Source organism: Myroides sp. TSA_177.3 (assembly GCF_052691955.1).
This window is the reverse complement of record NZ_JBQZGD010000005.1, coordinates 51,856-71,183: the sequence shown is the minus strand read 5'-3', so window position 1 is coordinate 71,183 and position 19,328 is coordinate 51,856. Positions and strand designations below refer to the sequence as shown.

Sequence of the window (19,328 nt, the reverse complement as noted above, 5' to 3'; positions counted from 1 at the left end):
ACTATAAATGAAAAAACAAACGCCTTCATCAGTTCTTCTGCTGTTGTTCGTATTTTTAACGGCACTAACAACAGCAGCTCAGAACCGCGCTCAAAGTACTGTCACCGGTACTGTCATTGAAGCAGCGACTAACACCCCTTTAGAATACGCTAGTATTTATGCTCAAAATGAGAGCAATTCCAATATTGTTTCCGGAGCAATGACGGACGAAAAAGGTCATTTTTCTTTTGATGTTCCCGACGGAAACTACTATATCAAAATCGATTTTCTAGGTTTTAAAACACTCGAATTAAAAAATATTTCGGTACAAGGAGATACCTCAATTGGGGTTCAAAAAGTACAGGATGACACTCAAATGTTAGAGGAAGTAACCGTTATTGCGGAACGCTCTACGGTTGATATTAAACTCGACAAGAAAATATACAATGTCGGACAAGATATGATTGTCAAAGGAGGAACAGCAGCAGATGTATTAGACAACGTACCCTCTGTAGTTGTGGATAGTGAAGGGACAATCAGTTTAAGAGGAAATGAAAATGTAAAGGTATTGATTGACGGTAAACCAACAGGATTAGCGAACAACATCCAAGAGGCCATGCGTATTTTACCAGCTGAATCAATCGATCGCGTGGAAGTAATTACCAATCCATCTGCTCGTTATGAGGCTGAAGGTGGTGCTGGGATTATCAATATTATCTTGCGCAAAGGAAAAGCATTGGGTATTAACGGAAGTGTTACGGGTACAATTGGAGACCCACGCAACTATGAATTGAATACAATGTTCAATTTTAGAAGTGAGAAATTCAATTTCTTCACCTCTTTGGGGTATCGAGATTCTAAATCAGAAGGGTACAATTTAAATGACAACCGCTACATTGATCCAACGACAGGAGAACCTACGCAACGCATTTACGAATACAAAGACAACAATAGAGAAAGACAAGGCTACAACGGTACTTTTGGTTTAGAGTGGTACTTAACACCTTCCATCACTTGGACGAATACGGTAACGGCACGTCGCAATACAGGTTACAATCCCAATCGAGTAAGATACGATTACTATGACGCTTCTGATTCTTTTTTATACAATCGATATAGAAATGAAGAGAAAGATGGTACGCGAAACAACGTAGATTACACGACTACTTTTGAGAAAAAATTCGATAAAGAAGGGCATGTATTAACTATCGAGGGAAATATTGCTCAAGATAAAGACAATGAAAATGCAGGGATTGATGATATCAATGAACATTTAAATCAAACTTCTTTTGAGCGTACGTTCAATAAAGAAAAAGAAAAGAGCGGGTTAGCGAAAGTAGATTATACCTTACCTATTGGGGAAAATGGAAATTTTGAGGCTGGGTATTTGGGAACTTTCAAATCAACCAACACGGCTTTTAATCTTCAACGTTTAAATAACAACAGCTGGAATGTAGATTCGCGCTTATCTAATACATTAGAATACAAAGAGAATATTCATGCGCTTTATGCCCAATATGGGGATCGTATTACGTCTCAATTGAGCTTTATGGTTGGATTGCGTTGGGAGGATTCCTCTATCGATGTGAATCAAATTGACACTAAAAGTTACAACAACAAAAAGTACAATGATTTCTTTCCTAGTGCATTCTTAAACTACGAGTGGAATGAAAGTACGAGTACGAGTATTAGCTATAGTAGACGTGTAAATAGACCGCGTGGTTTCTTCTTGAATCCTTTTTCAAATTACACGAGTGATATCAACTTCTTCCAAGGGAATCCAGACTTAAATCCAGCAAAAACACATGCGGTTGATTTAGGTTTTATGAAGCGTTGGACTGGTTTTACGTTGAATGCATCAGCTTACTACAACAAAACGGATGATACTTTCCAATTTGTGCGTAGAATTGCTGGAGAGACTGAAAATGGAACACCGATTTCAATTAGTTCACCTATTAACCTTGCAACAGAACACCGTTATGGGCTAGATATTACCTTAAACTACTCTCCTTTCAAATGGTGGAGATTGAATGGTAACTTCAACTTTTACCGAACAGAAACTAGAGGAGATTATACTTTTACTCATTTAGATGGCACACTAGAAACGCAGAATTTTGATCAGGATGCTTACGCTTGGTTTACGCGTATTTCATCTAAAATCACATTGCCTTATAAAATTGATTGGCAGTTAAACGGAATGTACCGCGCGCCTTATAACACAGCACAGGGAAAAGTTCTGGGTAATTTATCTGGAAACGTAGCGTTGAGCAAAGACATCTTAAAAGATAAAGGAACGATTACTTTCAATATCAGTGATATCTTTAATTCAAGAAAAAGAGAACAGGATTTAGTTTTACCTCAATCTATTTCACATAGTGAAATGCAATGGAGAGGAAGACAAATTAATCTTTCGTTCACCTACCGATTCAATCAAACGAAAAAAATGGATCGCAAGAATATGACTGGTAGCCCAGAAGGCGCTGGTGATATGGAAGGCATGGAGATGCTTTAGTAGAGGGGGTGAGAAGATGAGGTGGTGAGAAGATGAGGTGGTGAGACGATGAGAAAGTAAGGTGGTGAGAGGTTGAGAAGGTGAGGTGATGAGAAGGTGAGGTGATGAGAAGGTGAGGTGATGAAAGGGTGAGATGATGAGGCGATGAAAAAAACCTGTAGTGGCAAATGGCAATTTGCCAAATAACTGGATGATTCTGACAAACCTCACAAATAACAAACCTCACAAATAACAAACCTCACAAATAACAAACCTCACAAATAACAAACCTCACAAATAACAAACCTCACAAATAACAAACCTTACAAAGAGCAAAAAACAGCCCTCACAAAGGGCTATAAATACAAGGAAACAACAACAAAAGACAAAGGCTGAGCATCTGCTCAGCCTTTGTTGATTATTCGAAAATAAACGCTTTCTAAGGGTGATATAGTATAAAAAAAGGCTTGGGATATCCAAGCCTTTTTTTATACTATATTTCTTCTAAACGCTCTTATTTTCTCAAGATTTTCACATCTTGACCTGCGCTATTTGCTTTCATTTCTGGTGCATAAACACTTTGTAAAGAGGTTATTCCGTTTGAGAAGTATCCTGCGTTATTTGCGCGAACATCATATTCAAAAACATACGTTCCTTTGTGCAAATGAGTGATAAAGAAGTTTGTTGCAGCATCGCGTGTTTCTTCGTAATACCCAAATTCTCCTTTTCTCTTGTATCCTGAACGAACATTAATTGGTTCAAATCCACTTGCACGCATATCTTTTAACTGTACATAGTCCATATCGCGATCTATGTTGATCTCTAAGCGAACGGTTACTACATCGCCTACTTTGATTGGCGATTCATTCGTGATTTCACGCAATACTTGTCCTTTATCTGTATTGGCTTTGATAAACAATTGTTTATTAAACGTAATACCCGAACCTGATTTTGACACTTTATTCAAGTCTTCAAAATACTGCCAGTACATTGCTCCATACGCAACTCCCGTGGATTTTTTATCTAATTCAACAATTCCCATTTTTTCTTGAATAGCTGATCCATCCCATACTTTTTTGTAGTATCCGGTATTGAACTGTTCTGATTTAGTAAAGGTCACAGGGTATCCTCCTACTTTCACTTCTACTCCTTGATCGGTATTCATCCAATTTTTACCTAAATACAACAAAGCATATACTGCGCGTGTTGTTGCTTTAGTTGAATTCCATGCTACTGTTTGTTTGTTTTTCAACAACCATACTTTCATATCCTCAATAGCATTGGCATATTTTACTGGATCTACTTCATGCGCTGCTTCAATCAACATCACTTGGGTTTCGATTGGTGCATTATACCACAACCATCCTGCTGCATTTTCTTTCCAGTACATGCCCATTTCGTCGCTCTTCACTGCCAATTCCATCACTGCTTTTACCAGGTTATTGGCTGCTTTACTATCACCAAAACGCTGTAAAGTAACAGCCTTCATTGCTGTTACGTATAAATTGTCAATTGCTTTTTGATTGGCTAATTCTTTGCGGTAATCCGCAATCATTTTCGCGTATTTATCTTGTATTTTCAGTTCATCTTTAAACAAACTACGCACGTATAAATAGTGCATATCTAATGCTGGTAAAGTTGTGCTGTTTTTGTCTTTTTGATAGCTTGCATAATGTTGTTCATCTAAATAAGCTACTGCTTTTTTCAACATCGCCATTGCTGCTGGATGTAACGATCCTGCTTGCTTCATTTGACCAAATCCTTCTAGAATCGTCTGTGTAATGTACACATTCGATTGATCTCCACTAAACCAAGGGAAACCTCCATCGCTATTTTGTTGGTTGCTCAAACGCTCCAATTCAGCTTCTAGCTCCATCTTCATTTTATTCAGATCAAACAAAACAGCTAAGCGCTTCATTTGTTCTGTTTCATCTGCTGCTTGACGAACCCAAGGTGTTTCTTCAATTAGAACTTGTTTCAATTCTTCATTTTGTTCTAATTTTGATTGGATTGCTCCTTGTTTAGACCAATATTCAAACACCGATTGAATACGGAGATTGCTGTTTAATAATTGGCTGGCAATTGTATTCGCGAAAACTTTACTAAACGTTTGTTCCGTTCCGTTATACGGGTATTCTTTCAAATATGGCAAGGCTAAAAGAGCCGTCCACATTGGATTTGCAGTTACCTCTAGCGTTAACTTATAATTGTCGCGTAGTGCTGATCCTGGATGCTCTAATGATTCAAAAGTAAAGATTTTGTTTTGTCCTTCTTTGATGTACAATGGCATGGTTTCAGTCACTAACGTACGGTTTGACAATACTGGAATTGCCGATTCTTCTCCATCACTAAATGTTCCTGCTTTAGCCAATACTCTGTAACCTAAAGCAACGATGTTTTTAGGAACATTAATCGTCCAAGCTACTTCTGTATTTCCTTTTACCTCAACATTAAAGTTTTGTTTAGCCTGACTATTGTTATCTAAAATAGTTGTAATTGGCGTTGAAGTTAATGCATCAAAGAATTGAATTTCTACTTCTCCACTTAACGCTTTATCGTTTAGATTGGCAATTTTCGTTGATACAATAATTTGATCCTCTTCACGCACAAAACGCGGCATATTTGGTTGAACCATTAATTCTTTTTGGGTGCGAACCACTTGCTCTACATAGCTACTTTCTAAGTTTTTTGTATGGGCAAATGCCATAAACTTCCATTGTGTCAATGCTTCTGGTGAAGTAAATGAAAAACTCACATTTCCTTTGTCATCTGTATTTAACACAGGGTAGAAGAAGGCTGTTTCTTTTAGGTTGGTTCTGATTTGAACGTCACCTTGTTTTTTATCACTTCCGCCTTTTGCATCTTGTTTACTTGTTGAAATGACTTCCTCATTCAAGGCATCCGCGCTTTCTTCCATTACATTGTTGGCTGAAAGTCCCATAGCTTTACCTTCTACAGCTGCATTTACACTTCTTTTTGCCATACTAGGAGCTGCTCCGAACGTTGCTCTTACATTTCCATACATAGAAGTACTAAATCCAAATAGATTCAATTCAATTGGTGAATTATATGAAACTAAATTTGGGTATGCGCTGCTATAAAGAATATTTTGAGCATAGCTCTTTCTGCTTAGATTATACGTATTGAAATCTGAATCTTGACCATAGCTAAAGTTATAATCAAAACTCGTTTGGAAAGACGTATTGCTTCTAAATTGATCCAAAGAGGCGTCATACATTGCGGCTACTACCTCAGCAGCAAATTTATCTTTCGACATTCCCGATACTTTTAAACGCCAAGTTTCTTCTTGACCTGGAGTTAATTTATCACGGAATGTAACAAGTTCTAATTTCAAATCTTCTTGTGAAGCATCTAGTACCAACTGTGCTGATTTTTGTGTTGCATAGTTGTGTTTAATGGCGGTAAAACTAACTCTTACATCCCCCATTTCCCCGCTCATTGGGTATTCAAAATAGCTTGCTTTTCGGTTTACTTCAAGCGTTTTCTTTTGTTTCAAGTGTCCATTTACAAAAACAGAAGCAATTACCGTTGTTTGGTTTTCACCACTTTGTAATCGGATTTTTGCTAAGTCACCTACTTTGTATTTTTCTTTATCTGCTTTTACAGAAAGCAATTGGTAAATGATTCCTGGTTCTTCTTTGGTATTGTCATAATAGAAATACTGTTCAACCTCTGTTTTTTCATCTTTCTCCCAAACAAATCCTTTCAATAAGTAAAATCCTGAATTTAGAATTTTAGCATTTGGAAAGGCAATTGTATTCTCTTTCGCTGTATCAAATGCTTTGGTGAATACTACTTTTCCTTGCTTCCACTTGGTGTGATCATTTTCGTTTCCATATGCAACATAAGGGAATTTTGTTGTAAATTCTTCATAAGAATACAACTCATAATCCTCTCTTTTATAGTTATCATAAGGCAGTAGCATTCTACGTGCGTAAGGGGCTTCTAATTCAACGATGCTCACTTCTCCTTTCGCGGCAAAAGTTTCGCCATTCAGGTTATTTGTAGTTACCTTGATTGCTTCCAATTCTTTCGTTGACACCATTTCATTGGTGATAATTGGCAATTGCAAGCTGATATTTTTATCTCCTACATAAATCGTTTGTGTGCTGCTGTGGGTTTCTCCTTTGATATCCATTACATCTACATAAACGGTATAAGAGTCCACGCGTAGTGCATCGGCTTTGTATTCTTTGCGTTCTGGGATAGCTGTAAAATCAATAGCAAATTTTCCTTCCGCATCTGTTTCCACTTCGCCTTGAGCGATTGTCACTGCTTGATCTGGGCGTGGCCATCCATAATACCCACGTACATCATAACGATACCCCGAATTGCGAACAACGCGATAGCTTACCTTACTTTGTGCAACTGTTGCCCCTGAGTAATCTATTGCTTTTCCTTTTGCTTCTACTTTTTCATTGAAGTAATACACGCCTTTTACCGCATCCATTGTCACCTCAAATTTTGGGCGTTTGTATTCTTCTACTGAAATAGAGGCATATTCTTCAATATTGCTGTCTTTTAAAAGTACTTCGAAATTAAAGTTCCCCAATAATCCTGCTGTAGGCAAAATAAATTCTCCTTGAACGGATCCAAACGCATTGGTTTTCAAGGTTAAATTCCCTACCTCTTGTTGGGTTTCTTGGTTCATCAACTTAACCGTTACCAATTGATTTGCCCCTACTTGTCTTGTTTTTCCTTTTTGGCGGAATACAATCGACTTGAAGTACACGACTTGACCTGGACGATAAATGGCGCGATCTGTTAACACCTTCGCATTCCAATTGATCGCTTCTACTCCTTCTTCCGTTCCTTTGTTTTTAGGATAAGCATACGTTGAATAGTAAATCCCTTCTCCCTTTACACCATAAAATAAATTGGTATTTTCTTTGACGAAATCAGTTGAGAACTCTCCATTTGCATCTGTATTTACAAAGGTTTCCCAATACGCTTTACTCAAATCTTTCTGTGGGCCATTTGCCAAAAATACAGGTTGATTTGCTTTCGGTTGTCCCGTTTTACGATCGTATAGTCTAAACTTATTACCGCTAGTTAAAAAAGCATTGGATGTAACATTAATCAAAGCCATGCTCACCACATCTTGTTCTTCTGTTAGGTAATCGAAATCGCGATTAGACAACAAAACAATATAGCGACCTGGAGCTAGAGGTTTCAACTCTACATTGGTGGTATGCGATCGATAATCCTCAAACGGTTTAAGGGAAATCGTATAATCGGTCACCTTTTCGTAATCGGATGCAATCTTTTTATAGCCTGCCAATGTATTCGGTTGGTTTACCTCGAATATCTTAGCATCCCCTTCATATTTTAAAACTTTAAAATGTAGGGTATTTAAATTTTTATGTGTCACTGCCAAAATAGAACTTAAGTCAGGTAATTCATACGAATTATAACTCACTTCTAATCCTGGAGCTTCTACTACTTTCTTTAATTCTAACAAGCGTTTTGCTGTTTCTGTCTCTGGGAATTTCTCAGCCGTTTGATTGATAAAAGCCAATAACGTTGCCCCTGCAGTTTTTTCTAATTCTTTGTCTTGGGTATCGCGATATGTATAGTACATAAATTGGGCAACAGCCTCGTGTACCAAAACAGATTTAGGGTTTTGTTTCAGCAGTTCTTGATAAATTTTATTCAATTCTGCTTCTCCTCGTTGCTCTTCAAAACTATTTAACGTGTAGATACGAACATACGCGGCCAATTCAGCCTGTCCTTTTTTCGTCAAGTCTTGGATAACCTGATTCATTAACTCTTTGGCTTGCGTTCTTTTTAGCTCTCTTTGCTCAGCAGAAGCGCGATATGAAAATCCATTGCTCAGGAAAAGAGCATGATCTATACGCAAAGCATCATACACAGAAAATTTTGAAAAGTCTAAATTAAACGATTCAGTTGTTTGGAAAACTTCATTCCATCCTCCAACTGTAGTTGAAGCTTGTTTCTTAGCCGTTTCTAAAGCTGCTTCCCAATATTGAGTACTTTCTCTTTCAAAATCTTCTTTTGTCCAATAGCGAACATCCGTTCCTTTTTGTTGTTCTACAGCAGTTCTATTGCTAATTTTATACGCATTTTCCTCATAGTATAATTGGTATAAATGAGCAATATAAGCTTGAACAATCGCTTTGTATTCTCCTGTTGCTGTGTTTAATTCTTTTTCAAAAGCTTGGAGTACTTGATTGATATCGTAGTCTTTATCTTCTTGGATTGTAATATTGATTTTTGCTTCATAAAACATTCCTTTTAAGAGGCTCGCATACGCCTTTGATTGACGAGAAAGCGAAATCACCTCTTGTACTTCAGGCAACAGACTTCTCACTTCTTGTTGTTGCTCTTTATGTTCGATACTCTTCCATAACTCCTGTATCTTTTTATTGGGTTGCTGAGCAAAACCTAAGATAGGAGCAAGTATCATTAAATACATATTTAATTTTTTCATAAGAAATAATAAATTGGGTGTATAAATATATGACTATTCGCAATGATATCTGTCGTTTCCTTGCTAAAAAACACAACGTTATAAAAAAGCGAATTGATCCCTTAACACCATTTTATATTATAGCGCATAAAAAAGGCTTTTACTATGTGTAAAAGCCTTGCTCTATTAATACTGATCTGAATTTCGTTGTGGTTCTTTGGACACTGGCCATTGCTGTTGTTCTCCTTTGTCATTTGTTGGTAGAACAATTTTTTCTCTTGAAACCAATTCTGGTTCTTCACTTGCTTTATACACCATGATTGCCAAAAGAATTGCATTGCTTTGTACATCGTCAAAGACAATTTTATCTGCTGTATCGCGGTTGGTATGCCATGTATAATTTCCATATCCCCAGCTGAGTGAACTCATCATGAAACCTGGAATATCATGACTCACAAAAGAGACATGGTCAGATCCTCCTCCTGATGGCGAACCTGGATAATGTGTTTTTAAGTCTTTTTTGTACGCATCAGGAACTGCAGACAGCCATCGTCCTAAAAAGTCATAAGCATGTAAAAATCCTTGACCTGTTATATTGGCAATGCGTCCTGTTCCGTTATCTTGATTAAAAACAACTTGTATTTTTTCTAGCAATTCTGGGTGGTCAGCAACAAAAGCACGAGATCCGTTTAATCCTTGTTCTTCACTTCCCCAATTTCCGATTAAGATGGTTCGTTTTGGATTTGGCAATACTTGTTTTAAGATGCGGGCAGCTTCCATCATAGTGATAATTCCTGTTCCGTTATCTGTTGCTCCTGTTCCACCATCCCAGCTATCTAAGTGAGCAGATAAAATCACATATTCATCTGCTTTTTCTGTTCCTTTTAATTCAGCAATGGTATTATACGTTTGTGCCGTTCCCAGATTCTTCGATTGTACATTCACATTAATTCGCGGTGCTTTTCCTCCTTCTGCCAAACGATATAATAGACCGTAATCTTCCAAAGCGATATCAATGGTTGGCACTTGTGTTGTTTGTGCGCCAAAGATTCTATTCGCCCCCATAATACCCGTCCAAAAAGACATTACTACACCTGCCGCTCCTGCTTTTTCTAGTACTTTAGGCAATTCTTTTACTGTATATCCGGTATTGGCCATGCGTTGATTCCACGCTTGTTCAATCGCTTCTCTTTCTTTTTTCATTTTCTCGTACGACTCTGGAGTGGCGTACTCTTTCCATTGGTAGTCTGGTCGTCCACTAGGAGGCAGTTGAGAAATCATAACATATTTTCCTTTTACCGTTGGTAGCCAAGCTTCGAAATCAGCTTTCGATTGCGCATCAACGAGTACAACTACTTCTCCTTCTACTCCATTTTTCTTTGTTGCTGGACTCCAAGCTAATTGGGTTCCCTCTAAAGATTTCAGGCGAGGAGCAGTCATCGTGATTTGAGAGGTTCCTCTTTCCCAAGCTTTCCATGTTCCATACGCTTCATTACGCGCTTCTAACCCCATCTTTTGATAGGTGTCTTTTACCCAATTGTGTGCTTGCATCATCTGAGGAGTTCCCACCAAGCGTGGGCCTATTCCATCTAACAATTCAAACGCATAGGCTTTGAGTTGTGAATTTGAGGTTCCTTCTTTGATAATGGCATCGACAATAGGATCTTGACTTTGCCCCATCGTTAAACTACTCGAAATAAGAGCAATTCCTATAAAACTATGCTTTAGCGCTTGATTGAGCGAGGTGGTAAACTTCATGGTTATTTGGTTTTCATTTGTTTCTGGCAAAATACTCGAATATCTGCTGTCATACAACTATTTTTTCACCTCCTTTATCAACAAAAAAATAGGCGAGAAAAATCTCGCCTATCTTAACCAAATTAACACATTCACTTCATGAAATTACTTTCACTTCACTTTTTACTTTATTTATTTACTTGAAACTTATTGTTTAGCGCGAGCTTCTACTCTAAATGTCTTAACTGTAGAAAATACACGTTGAAACATATCTTTGGTTCGAACCTCCACTTGGTGTATTCCTACACTTAAATTAGATGGGATTCTCGCACTCCATAAATGCGGACTGTCCACTGGATTGGAAGGTCTTTTTCCATCCACTAAGGTTGGAGATAGATCGTATTTTTGCACTTTAGCATACAAAGCAGGATCCATCGTTACCGCTCGATTCATTTTTTTCCATTCTTGTCCATCGATGCGATAGTCGACCTCATCAAATTCAGTTCCCATAAATATATTGGCGTATACAAAAGAATTCCCTCCTTTTTTATCCGCAACGACCTGAGGCAAGAACACTTCCATTCGATAGTCTTCTGGTTTTCCTGCCACTTTATAATCTAACTCGTACTTATTGTCTTTTACAGTTAAGATTGCGTATCCCTTTGGCGTACCATCACGCATGGTTGAAACAGGTACATTTTCTTCGTTGTATTCTCCAGAGTACCAATCACCTGAAGTAGTCCCAACATTATACTCATGGAGTAATTTTGGTTTATTCCATCCTTGTTCTTTCCCATAAAACTGATGGGTTTGCGTATGCATATGAGCAGATAACAACAAGACATGATCAAATTCTGACAAAGCGTCTAATAGCTCTTGTCTAGCCTGAGCATCAAAGTGTTTTTCATCTCCTACATATAGTGGAATATGGAAGGAAACAACGATTAAGCGATCTTTATCCACTACTTTTAAATTATTTCGAACAAAATCCAATTGGTCTTTTCGAAACCCGCCCCAGTATCCTTTTTTGGTAATAGGATGAGGATAAAGTACATCATCCAATACAATGAAATGTGCTTTTCCGTAATTAAAAGCATAATTAGCCGGACCAAAATTGCGTTCAAAGGTTTCATCAGCAAAACGATCTTCTTCCGCATCATAATTCATATCGTGATTTCCCAATACGTTATACCAAGGCAAGCCCATAGCTTTCATCACCTCTTTATACGGTTGATGTAGACTTAAGTCATCACCTACAATATCTCCCAAACTAATTCCAAAAGAGATTCCCGTTGTTAGTTGTTTCGCTTCATCTACAATGGCTCTTTTATAGTATTCCATTTCTTCCATTGTATAGGGCTGTGGATCACCAAAAACAAAGGCTTTAAACTCGTCATTTTCTACTTGTGGAAGCAAGCCAAAATTGACTTCTTTGGGTAATTTTCCCGTGGGCTCTACTCCTTTATACTTCAAATGCTTGGGTGACCCATTGGGTTTATGCATATAATAGTATCGGGGTAAATTGTATTCATCTAATAAAAAACCATACCCTGCAGGTTTGATTACAAATATGGGATTGTCCTCTGATACTGGCAGTTCATATTTTCCTTGTGCATCAGTCAACACTACTTCTATTCCATTACTTACTGCCACATTGGCTATTGGTTTTTCTTTGTTCTCTTTTTTTCCATTGGCATTGGTATCTTCAAAAACATAGCCTATTACTTTGTTTTGAGCCCCTACTACCAAGCAAGACAAGAATGCAATACTTACTATAAAATTTCTCATATTATTTTTATAACTTAATTAATCGATCTGATATTTTAGCTGCTGAAACGTAGTTCCACGATACGATAGGTTCACCTAAATCGACCGGAGAATCTCCATACCAAGGCGATTCTTTTCCCGTTAACTTCAATTCGTCCGAGGTGATTTGCACCTGTGCCCATAGTGGCTCTTTGTAGTATCCCATATTGCGCAAATAGGGATACTTCTTATACGCTTCCATAGGAAATGACGTATTATTATAGGGTTCTCCCAACCAACGATACACGGCACTGTTGATTTGCACATAGTGAATCCCATTAATAACATTGGTATAATCCATGTGATGATGTCCAGAAAAAACAACTTTCACCTTAGTATACCCCGCTTTTTTATTACAGTTATCTAATAAAATACGCACAGCTTCTCTGTTGTGCACTCCATTGTGATCTAGTCCTTGATGGATAAACACAATAGTTGGTAGTGGCGAACTATTGATATCGTGCTCCATCCATTCCAATTGCGCTTTATGGAAATAAGATGGATAACGCGCTACGTCATTTCCGGGTATTTTTCCATTGCCATCCAATACCACAAAGTGATATCCCTTACGATCAAAGCTGTAGTAATTTTGCTTTAGTTCAAAGAAATCCATGATTTGCTCCAGTGATTTATTTTCGTCAAACTCATGGTTGCCAATCACGTGAAAGGCATCGCCTTGAAAGGAATTCCAAATATCTAAAATGATTTGATTCTCCTTTTTAGGCACGCAAAAATCCCCCAATTGAATAATAAAATCGACTTGCTTCTGGTTCATGTCATCTACAAAAGCCTGTAATCGTTGTGGTGCATCAAAGGTTAAATCTTGATGTAAATCGGTAATAATTCCAAAACTCAACGTTTCTTTTTCCTTTAGTAAACGGCTAGTATCCGCCTGAACATCGAAAGGAATTGCCGTAGCTAATGTTCCTAAAGCTACCGTTCGTAAAAACTCACTTCTTTTCATCTTATTAATTGATCCACCAAATTTTTGAATTCATATTATCTCCTCCTATGCGCTGACTCGCTTCTGTATAATTCGTCGGATTATATACTTTTTGATCCGAATGATACAACAGTCGATACGGCATTTTCCCCTCATTTAACATGGAAGAAGTTGTCGGCAATATGGGTAATCCTGTACGTCTATATTCTGACCATTGTTGGTAATCTGTAAAATATAACGACACGTATTTTTGCAACATAATTTGCGCTAAACTACCGTCATACTTTGCTTTTTCTTGTTCAAAATAAGAAGAAGGGGCTTCTTTTCCTGTCACAAAAAGAATGGCACTTTTTACTCCATTCATGTAATATTGGGCTGCATTACTACTGTTATAGTATCCGCGTTGTGCCAGTTCTGCTTTGATAAATTCTACTTCTGAATGCATCAGGATGGGAATACTCATTGGCGCTACCACTTGCTTGTTATTCATATAAGACGGGGAGAATTTAAATTGAGAATTATCTCCCACATAAGCACTTGGTATTCCGACATATCCTATTGATTTTCCTTCTAGATCTTTAGCTTCAGTTGCATAAACAGCAAGACGAGGATCTTTCAATTCATTTAAATGGTCTACAAAGAAAGCAGCTGTTGCTTGATTCGTAGAGAAATCCAAGGCTCTAGACCAAGGCGATAAATTAGGCGTGATTCCCGTTACTTTTAACGCTGCACTTTGCGTAAAATCAGTAATAATGGGGTATTTATCTTCTTGACTCAGCATCGTTACCATGATTCCAAAAGCTTCTGGATATACATTGGAAATCCTCAATAACAAACGCAAACGAAGAGAATTTGTGAATCGCTGCCAGTTTTTGGTATTGTTATCAAATAGGATTTCTTTTCCATACAACATGGGATTTTCATGGTTATACAACGCATTAGCATCTTCTAAATCCTGTAACAACGTCATGTAAATCTCTTGTTGTGTATCATACTTCGGCTTTACCCCCCCTTCATCTCCTTTGGATGCTTCCGAAAAAGGAATATCTCCAAAAGAATCGGTCAAGTTGGAATAAATCCAAGCGCGTAAAGTCAATCCAATGGCTTTGTAATTTGCATCATTGGGATTGGCTTCCGAAACCGCTAGCATTTCACGGATATTTTTTGCCCATTTATAACTGGCATTCCACTGTGAGTTTCCAGTATTATCTAGGATTTCATAACGATGTCTACCTCCATAAAAACTTGGGTAAGGCAATTTTACCTGCATCAATTCTGCTGTAATATCGTAGTAATTTCGCACGTTGTTATTTGCCATATTATAGATAATCTCATTCACGAGTGTACCTGGGCTAATTTGATCGATAAGGTTGGGATTGGTATTCACTTCTTCAAAGTTTTCCGTACAAGAAATGAAGAAGAAAACCGAAGCGGCTATATAAATTATTCTTTTCATGAGAGTTAAAGCGTATTAAAATTCTACTTTTAGATTAAAACCATAGGAAGCAGTAGAAGGCATTTGCCCTGTTTCCATACCAGGTACAATGACACTTCCGTTCATTGTTGCTGCTTCTGGGTCATAGATTGGAAAGTCTGTAAACGTTTTTAAATCACGACCGTATACTGTTAGTGTCAAACTTTCTAATCCGATGCGTTTCAATTGTTTTTTAGCAAATAAATACGACAAAGAGAGTTCTCTAATTTTCAAGAAAGAAGCATCAAACGTGTTAGACTCCACATTTTGGTATTCATAGTATTTTCTATAGTAATTGTCTACGCGAATTGGCGTTGTATTGGGCGTATAACTTCCATCTGCATTCAGTACTACTCCTTCTCCTACTAATTCTCCTTCTTCACGTCCTCTTAATGTATGTTTCAACTGTCCTGCTTCGGTTGCTTTGTGGTGAGTATGCGAGTAAATCTTTCCTCCATATGATCCGTCAATCGTCAATCCAAAATTCCAATTCTTGTACTTGAAATTATTGACCAATCCTGCTTTCCATTTAGGAGCAACATCGCCTATATATTCAGGATCAGCACCTAAAACAGGAACTCCATTGCTGTAAACCACTTGTCCTTCTGGACTACGCACAAACTTTCTTCCATATAATGCCGTTGTAGTTCCTCCTACTTTAGCAATTAATCGTCCATTTACGACAGTTGCTAATACTTGTTCTTCCAAATTGTCTTTTAATTCAAGTACTTCATTTTTATTTTTAGACCAATTGGCAGAAACATTCCATGTAAAATCACCTTGTTTAATTGGCGTTCCGTGTAAAACTAACTCCACTCCTTTGTTTCTCACTTTCCCCGCATTGATGACCTGAGAACTGAATCCTTCGGCAATATCCATTGGCAGTACTAAGATTTGATTTTTCGTATCGGAATTATAGAACGTAACATCAAATCCCAATCGATTCTGTAGCATTTTCATTTCTACTCCTGTTTCCCAGCTTGAAGTAATTTCTGGTTTTAGATTGGCATTGTACAATGTACTAGGCATAATAGCTGAACTTGGGAAATTACTTTGTGCATAATACTTCGATACTTGATACGGATCTGTATCACTTCCTACCTTAGCGAAAGACACTCTGTATTTCAAGTAGTCAATTACCGTCGGCATCACAAACATGTCGGATAGAATTGCACTGGCACTCACCGAAGGATAGAAATAAGAATTATTTCCACTCGGCAGTGTACTAGACCAATCATTTCTTGCTGTGACATCTAAGAATAAAAAGTTATTGTATCCAAAAGTCATCATCCCGTAGGTACTGTTTACTTTTTTCAACGCATCGGATGTATTGACAATAGGATTATTCACTCCATTTGACAATTTAAATACACCTGGTACTACTAAAGCATCTACAGAAGTTCTTAAGTTTCTATGGGTATACGACATATGGTTTGCTCCCACCATCACTTGATAATCCAATGCTTCTGAAATTTTGTCTTTATACGTCAATAAGAAATCTGCATTGATCTCTCTACTTGATATATCTTGACGTGCATAAAATCCTTCCGCGTGGCGTTTACTCGAAAATCCGCGTTTCGTTTCTCTGAACTGTGTCAGGTTATTAATAGCTAAACGCCCCATGAAGTCTAACTTATCGGTCAATTTAATATCTGCTTTTACATTTCCGATAAATTGATTGCTATCTAACGTATTTTGATCCACATTCGTGATATAGTATGGATTACTAGACCAAGGAGAGAAAGGGTTCAATTGTTCTCTATCTTCTTTTCCGTTTTTCCAGATGGGTTTATACCAATTGATATCCACGTTAGGCAAAAGGAACATCATGAAATAAGCCAGGGATCCATTATTATACCCTAAGACAGGTAAGTTATCACTCTTGCGGTTGTTGTAATTCATCACCGCAGATAATTTGATGCGATCCGAGATTTGATAATTTCCATTAAAGGAAGCTCCGTATTTTTTGTATCCTGTATTCGGTACAATCCATTTATTATCGGTGTGTGAAATATTCAATCGCATCGATCCTTTGTCATTTCCCCCTTGAAAAGCAATGGCATTATTTACCGTTACCCCCGTATCAAAAAAATCTTTTCTGTTATTTTTATAGGGCCTCCACAGCGTTCGTTCTGGTGTTTGTCCTTGAGTTGTGGGATCATATTGATAAAAATACTGATCCGAAAACTTAGGTCCCCAAGCTTCTGGATGGTTTCCTGTATCTGGTCCATCTGCTGAGTTTCCAAACGAATAGTATGGATTTCCATTCTTGTCAAAGTATCCCCCCGATCCTTGTCCGTACTCATATTGATAATCAGGCCATTTGTTAATCACATCGAAAGCTACGGAACTATTATAGGTAATCCCGAAACGATCGTTTTTCTTTCCTGATTTCGTCGTGATGATCAATGCACCATTCGCTGCTCTAGATCCGTATAATGCAGCTGCAGTAGGTCCCTTTAAAACGGTTACACTTTCGATATCATCTTGATTCAAATCTGAAATTGCGTTTCCGTTATCGACTGGAGAGTCATTTCCAAATGCTGCCGAATTATATCCATTCGAATTAATCTCCTGATCCATAGGTACTCCATCAATAACAATCAATGCATAGTTTTTACTTGCATCTAATGAAGTATTTCCGCGTAATTGGATGCGTTGCGAATTGATAGGTCCTGTTCCTCCAGAAGCTATATTTAGTCCAGCAACCTTTCCTTTTAACCCACTCGACCAATTATTTGCTACAGCAGTGGCTAGTTTTTCTGCATTTACGGTTTCTTGTGCATATCCCAATCGCTTTTCCTCGCGTTTAATTCCCAAGGCAGTTACCACAACCTCATCTAAACTTGTATGATCCTCCTGAAGGATAATAGCTAAATTAGGTGTTGCTCGAACGATTTGAGTTTTATAACCTATAAATGAAATTTCTAAATCATCTACTCCTACATTTGCTGTCAAACTAAAGACTCCATTGCTGTCTGTTGCTACTCCTTTATCCGTTCCTTTAATAGTAACAATCGCTCCTGGAATCGTATAGCCCTCTTTATCTTTTACCACCCCTTTAATTTGTTGGTGGTTTTGTTGTTCTTTTACTGAAATAGTTGTCCCTGAAATTTGGTACGTCAATCCGTATTCATTGGAAACCTCATCGAGTACATCTGTAATTTTTCTGTCTTTTACTGCAATGGCAATCTTCTTATTGGTTTTCAATACTTCATCAGAGGCTACCACAGTATAGTTGGTTTGCTTCTTCACATCTTCAAACACTTCCTCTATCGATAATCCATCAGCATAACCCGGAAGAAACTTTGCTTCTTTTTGTGCGTGTACACCAAGGCTGAACGTGCTGCTCAACGTAACGACATACATCCATTTAGGATAGGATTTTCTCCTACTTTTTACTAATTTTCGGTACATTTTATTATCTTTGGTTTTTAGTTAATCAATATTATTTTGGATAATTAATTGATACACCTGTTTATAGCTGCAACTATAGGCAGGTTTTTTTATTCTTATTTTTGACTTATTACGATTGTGCCATCCGATTTTTTCACATAGTCAATACCATATAAAAAGTTCAAACTGTTTAGTATTTCCTCTATCGAATTGTATTTAAAATCCCCTGATATTGTCAAGGTAGGGACTGCTTCTCCCTGCCAACTCACTTTTGTGTTTAGCCTTCTGTTGAGTATGTGAATAACTTCTTGAATGGTCGCTTTTCTGAATTTCAGATGCCCTTTATGCCATTGATCTAGATCTTGCTTTTCTAATGTATAGGCTACAAATTGGTGTTCTGTGGTGTGAAAATCGACTTTTTCATTGGCTCGTAAAATGACGTTCTTCGTTCCTTGCACATCACTTACTTGTACCTTCCCTTCATGTACACTCACACTGATGGTTTCTCCTTTTACATCATTTACATTGAACTTTGTTCCTAACACTTGTACCTGTAAATTCTCACTTTCCACCCTAAAAGGTTGTTGAGGATGGGTTCGCTTCACTTCAAAGAAAGCTTCTCCTTGTAAATGAACGATTCGTTCTTGTGCCTCAAAATGGGTAGGGTATTGTATTGAACTTCCTCCGCTGAGGTAAACCACGGTAGAATCGCTTAACTGAAAAACGAATTGTTCTCCTTTTTTTGCATATTGGGTTACCCATTGTGGATCTGCCTTTACAGCAAGAAAAAAGTACAACAAGCCCACACCAGCCAAGCAAGCGGCCAATGCTGTATAATGCACTACATGCGTTTTAAAAATAGAGGGTTTGGTTTTAGAAGAAATGGATTGATGTAAACGTTGGTACAACGCTGTATTGCGTTTTACTTCTGCTTCTGTGATGCCACCAACCTGCAGGGCATTAAAAAATTGGTCTACAACAGCTTCCTCTGTAGATGTAGCTGTTCCTTTGTAATATTGCGCTAATAGAGCTTTGAATTTCTTATACATTA

At 37.7% G+C, this 19,328-nt stretch carries 8 protein-coding genes; 1 reads left to right on the top strand and 7 read right to left on the bottom strand.

Annotation, left to right across the window (positions count from 1 at the left end; translation table 11 throughout):
* Nucleotides 1–7 precede the first annotated feature (7 nt).
* Nucleotides 8–2,491 carry a TonB-dependent receptor domain-containing protein gene (locus tag ACUTSE_RS06880; RefSeq protein WP_445639666.1) on the top strand — a complete coding sequence of 828 codons (2,484 nt, stop codon included), beginning with the start codon at nucleotides 8–10 and terminating at the stop codon, nucleotides 2,489–2,491.
* A 493-nt stretch (nucleotides 2,492–2,984) separates the two neighbouring features.
* Here ACUTSE_RS06880 and ACUTSE_RS06875 read toward each other — a convergent pair whose 3' ends face one another.
* The 7 genes from ACUTSE_RS06875 to ACUTSE_RS06845 all read right to left on the bottom strand — a co-directional run bounded on the left by ACUTSE_RS06875 (nucleotide 2,985) and on the right by ACUTSE_RS06845 (nucleotide 19,326).
* Nucleotides 2,985–8,942 (bottom strand): alpha-2-macroglobulin family protein, encoded by a 5,958-nt coding sequence (locus tag ACUTSE_RS06875; RefSeq protein WP_445639665.1) that lies wholly within the window; start codon nucleotides 8,940–8,942, stop codon nucleotides 2,985–2,987.
* Between the two features lie 165 nt (nucleotides 8,943–9,107).
* Nucleotides 9,108–10,679 carry a M20/M25/M40 family metallo-hydrolase gene (locus tag ACUTSE_RS06870; RefSeq protein WP_445639664.1) on the bottom strand — a complete coding sequence of 524 codons (1,572 nt, stop codon included), beginning with the start codon at nucleotides 10,677–10,679 and terminating at the stop codon, nucleotides 9,108–9,110.
* Between the two features lie 186 nt (nucleotides 10,680–10,865).
* A complete protein-coding gene (locus ACUTSE_RS06865; RefSeq protein ID WP_445639663.1) occupies nucleotides 10,866–12,446 on the bottom strand; it encodes a calcineurin-like phosphoesterase C-terminal domain-containing protein in 1,581 nt (526 codons plus the stop codon).
* A gap of 7 nt (nucleotides 12,447–12,453) precedes the next feature.
* A complete protein-coding gene (locus tag ACUTSE_RS06860) occupies nucleotides 12,454–13,428 on the bottom strand; it encodes a metallophosphoesterase family protein (protein WP_445639662.1) in 975 nt (324 codons plus the stop codon).
* A 4-nt stretch (nucleotides 13,429–13,432) separates the two neighbouring features.
* Nucleotides 13,433–14,863, bottom strand: coding sequence for a SusD/RagB family nutrient-binding outer membrane lipoprotein (locus ACUTSE_RS06855; RefSeq protein WP_445639661.1), 1,431 nt, complete (start codon nucleotides 14,861–14,863; stop codon nucleotides 13,433–13,435).
* Between the two features lie 15 nt (nucleotides 14,864–14,878).
* A complete protein-coding gene (locus ACUTSE_RS06850; RefSeq protein ID WP_445639660.1) occupies nucleotides 14,879–18,298 on the bottom strand; it encodes a SusC/RagA family TonB-linked outer membrane protein in 3,420 nt (1,139 codons plus the stop codon).
* Nucleotides 18,299–18,393: 95 nt separating this feature from the next.
* On the bottom strand, nucleotides 18,394–19,326 hold the full coding sequence (locus ACUTSE_RS06845; RefSeq protein ID WP_445639659.1) for a FecR family protein: 933 nt from the start codon (nucleotides 19,324–19,326) through the stop codon (nucleotides 18,394–18,396).
* Nucleotides 19,327–19,328 lie beyond the last annotated feature (2 nt).